Source organism: Streptomyces niveiscabiei, from assembly GCF_001419795.1.
Lineage (GTDB): Bacteria > Actinomycetota > Actinomycetes > Streptomycetales > Streptomycetaceae > Streptomyces > Streptomyces niveiscabiei.
On sequence record NZ_LIRL01000728.1, the window covers coordinates 1 to 3499 of the forward strand.

Below are 3499 nucleotides of genomic sequence, written 5' to 3' on the forward strand. Positions count from 1 at the left end.
GACTGGCTGCTGGACGACCTGGTGGACCGAATCCCCGAGATTCGTTGTGCTGTCGTGCTGTCGGGGGACGGCCTTCTCATCGGCAAGTCGAAGGACATCCGCCGCGACGACGCCGAGCACCTCTCGGCGGTCGGCTCCGGCGTGCACAGTCTCGCCCGGGGCGCGGCACGCCACTTCCACGGCGGACCCGTCCAGCAGACGGTCATCCAGATGGAGAAGGCGTACCTCTTCATCACGGCGGCCGGCCAGGGCGCGCGCCTCGCGGCGTTCGCCTCGGACACCGTGGACATCGGCATGATGGCCTACGAGATGGGCACCCTGGTCAAGCGCGTCGGCACCTATCTGAGTGCTCCGCCCCGGGTGCAGGGCCCTCCCGGCGGCCTGGGCCAGGATGTCTGAGTCCCGTTGGTCGGAAGCGTCCGGCGGGGGGCGTTACTTACGCCCCTACGCCATCACGGGCGGCAGGACCCGTCACTCCCAGCACGCCTTCACGCTGATCACCCAGATCGTCTCCCGGTCCGTGGCGGACACGGACCAGGAGGCGGTCGAGCCGGAGGCGGCCAAGATCCTGGAGCTGTGCCGGGACCGGGCGGTGGCGATCGCCGAGATCGCCGCCCTGATGGACCTGCCCGTGAGCGTCGTGAAGATTCTGTGCGGAGATCTCCTCAATACCTCGCTGATCCTAGTCCAGTCGCCGCCCGGCAAGGAAAGCCAGCCGGACGTCGAACTCATCGAAAGGGTGATGGATGCCATCCGTCAACTCTGAACCCGTCCTGCCGACGGCACTGAAGATCCTCGTCGCGGGCGGATTCGGCGTCGGCAAGACGACGATGGTGGGCTCGGTGAGCGAGGTGCCGCCGCTGGAGACCGAGGAGCGCATGACCGAGGTCAGCCGGGGGGTCGACGACCTCTCCGGCGTGGAGAACAAGGTGGCCACCACGGTCGCCATGGACTTCGGCCGGATCACCGTCGCCTCCGACCTCGTCGTGTACCTCTTCGGCACGCCCGGCCAGGACCGCTTCTGGTTCATGTGGGACGACCTCGCCAACGGGGCGCTCGGCGCGATCGTCCTCGCGGACACCCGCCGCCTCGACGCGTCCTTCGCCTCGATCGACTTCTTCGAGTCCCGGGAGATCCCCTTCGCGGTCGGCGTCAACTGCTTCCACGGACGCCGCGAAGCCTCCGCCGAACAGGTCCGCGCCGCCCTCGACCTCGACCCCGGCATCCCGGTCGTCCTGTGCGACGTGCGGGACCGCAACTCCAGCCGCGAAGTGCTCCTCTCGGTGCTCCAGGTGGCCCGCATGCGAGCCGCCGCGCGACTGAGCAGGCTGGGCCTCGGCTAGGGCAGCGGGTACGAGACGGTACGGGGCGCCAGGTCCGGCCTGTCCGCGGTGAACGTGAGCGTCACCCGGGTGTAGTGCCGGACCTGCCCCGCGCTCGGGGTGTCCAGGCGGACCGTCACCGGGTAGCCGTGGAACGTGCCCGCCGCGCAGTACGGGACGCAGTCGTTGACCACGTTCACGCCGTGTCCCTCGGCCTCGGCCGGGGTCCAGCGCGACCAGTGCAGCCCGGTCAGGCGGCTGTTGCCGTCGCCGCAGGCCAGGATGTAGTCGGTCGGGCGGGTCTGGGGGTGGCCGGCGCAGTCCAGGAGGACCGTGCGGGGAGGGTGGGGTGTGGTGGTGCCCGCCGCCGCCAGGGACGCCACCGCGCACAGCGCCAGGGCGGTCCGCTTCATGTACCTGGGCATGTCCGCTCCCTGGGCCGTTCGTCGTCCACTGCCGACGCTACGACCGTCGGCGGGGCGACACCACTTCTCCGGGGGTGCGGGCGAAGAACACGAACTCCTTGCCGGGGCGGTCGGGGGCGTCCCTGACCTCCGCCACGGCGAACCCGTGGGACTCCAGGGCGGCGGCGACCTCGTCGCGCTCGCGGAAGCGCAGGGTGGACAGGGAGCGAAGCTCCTCGCCGGTGGCCCTGAGGACGATCACCGTACGGAAGGTCACGAAGGGCCAGGAGACGTCGGTGACCTCGTACCAGGTCTCCACCTCGCCGGTGCCGGGTACGTGGACGGAGCGGCGGGACCGCTCGGGGGTCCACTCCTCCCATGCCCGCCGCGCCGGGTCCCGCGTCTCGAACACGAACCAGCCGCCGGGGCGGAGAGCCTCGCGCACCCCGCGCAGGGTCCCTGCCCAGACCTGTTCGTCCACGACGGCCTGCGCGGCGTTGCCGGTCATGACGGCCAGGTCCACACTGAGGGCGGGCAGCCCGGTGGCGTCTCCGTGCAGCCAACGCACCCTGTCCGCGCCGGGCTTGGCGCGCGCGAGGTCCAGTGACGCGCCCGCCGGGTCGACTCCCGTGACGCCGAAGCCCTGTCCGGCCAGCAGGAGCGCCAGGGTGCCGGTGCCGCAGCCGACGTCCAGGATCTGACGTGCGCCCAACTCCCTCGCGATGTCCGCGTATACGTCGAGGTCGGGGCGGTCGGTGTCGAGGGGGTCGTAGAAGGCGGCCAGTCTCGGGTTCGTGTACGCCTCGTCCGTCATGCCGGTCAGGCTAGGAAGGGCCGGGGCCGTCCGCATCCGAATTCCGTGCCCTGCGGTGTGCCGCCACTCGTTCCCGGGTCGCGCAGCGGGCGGAGCAGTAGCGGCGGGTCGAGCCTCCTGTGCTGGTCACGAAGACGTTCTCGCAGGTCGACGACGCGCAGACGCCGCCCGGCGGGAGCTGGCGGTCCCACAGGAGGACGGCCAGGGTCATGCAGGACGAGGCGAGGAACCACTCCGCCCAGGGGGCCTCGTCGTGCCGGTCCAGGTGGAGGTGCCAGGGGGTTCCGCCGCCGTGGGAGGTGAGCCGTACGGGGCCGCAGCTCTCGGCGAGGAGGCGGTTGAGGCGGCCGGCGGCGGCGTCGACGGACTCGGCGGCGAACACCTCGCGCAGGCGCAGGGCCGCGTCCCGCATGCCGGCGATGTCCCCGGGGGACAGGTCCAGCGGTTCGGCCTCGCCGTACTCGCGCAGCACCTCGGCGACGGCGTCCGTGCGGGGTTCGCCGGCGGTGAGGACGTTGACGAGGGCGACGGTGCGGTGGGCGGTGCGGGCGGGGGAGTGGCGGGTGAACCAGTCGTCGGGGGAGGGCTCCATGCGGGCGAGTGTAACGGCCTTGGCCGGATGTTGGGTTACTTCGTAACGTCAGGTGGATGAGAAGACGTTACTCGCTGTCCCGTTACCTTCTGGGCGCGGGCGCCGCCCGTACCGGTGACGAGATGTCCGCCCCGGCCCTGCTCCTCACCGGCACGGCGCTCGCTGGTTCCGGACCGCCCCTGCTGGCCGCGCTCACCGCGTCGGCGGCCCTCGGCGGCCCGGTCCTGGGCGCCCTCCTCGACCGCACCCCCCACCCCGGCCGCCTCCTCGGCGGAGCGCTGGCGGCGTACGCGGCGACCCTCCTCCTGGTGTGGTGGTCCCTGGGCGCCCTCCCGCTCCCCGCCGCCCTCTCCCTCGCCCTGACGGC

The 3499-nt window shown here is 72.0% G+C and carries 6 protein-coding genes and 1 pseudogene; 4 read left to right on the forward strand and 3 right to left on the reverse strand.

Features of this window, described 5'->3' with window-relative positions; all coding sequences use genetic code 11:
* The 3 genes from AOK24_RS31945 to AOK24_RS31955 all read left to right on the forward strand — a co-directional run.
* Positions 1–399: roadblock/LC7 domain-containing protein (locus tag AOK24_RS31945; protein WP_063799551.1), on the forward strand; the 399-nt coding region annotated here is incomplete at its 5' end.
* A complete protein-coding gene (locus tag AOK24_RS31950; RefSeq protein WP_055723520.1) occupies positions 392–766 on the forward strand; it encodes a DUF742 domain-containing protein in 375 nt (124 codons plus the stop codon). The genes AOK24_RS31945 and AOK24_RS31950, both read left to right, overlap by 8 nt.
* Complete coding sequence (locus tag AOK24_RS31955; protein WP_055723516.1) at positions 747–1343, forward strand: GTP-binding protein; 597 nt, start codon at positions 747–749, stop codon at positions 1341–1343. Before AOK24_RS31950 ends, AOK24_RS31955 begins: the two co-directional genes overlap by 20 nt.
* Here the strand turns inward: AOK24_RS31955 and AOK24_RS31960 are convergent.
* Genes AOK24_RS31960 through AOK24_RS31970 form a run of 3 tightly spaced genes read right to left on the reverse strand, consistent with a single transcriptional unit; the run spans position 1340 to position 3132 of the window.
* Complete coding sequence (locus AOK24_RS31960) at positions 1340–1747, reverse strand: hypothetical protein (protein WP_055723517.1); 408 nt, start codon at positions 1745–1747, stop codon at positions 1340–1342. The genes AOK24_RS31955 and AOK24_RS31960 overlap by 4 nt on opposite strands.
* Before the next feature lie 37 nt (positions 1748–1784).
* The gene (locus AOK24_RS31965; protein ID WP_055723521.1) at positions 1785–2540 is read right to left on the reverse strand and encodes a class I SAM-dependent methyltransferase; all 756 of its coding nucleotides are present in this window, start codon (positions 2538–2540) and stop codon (positions 1785–1787) included.
* A 10-nt stretch (positions 2541–2550) separates the two neighbouring features.
* Positions 2551–3132: a CGNR zinc finger domain-containing protein gene (locus AOK24_RS31970; protein ID WP_055723518.1), complete on the reverse strand. Its 582-nt coding sequence runs from the start codon at positions 3130–3132 to the stop codon at positions 2551–2553.
* A 56-nt stretch (positions 3133–3188) separates the two neighbouring features.
* Here AOK24_RS31970 and AOK24_RS31975 point away from each other — a divergent pair.
* Positions 3189–3499 (forward strand): annotated as a pseudogene (locus AOK24_RS31975) (MFS transporter); the annotation flags it as partial.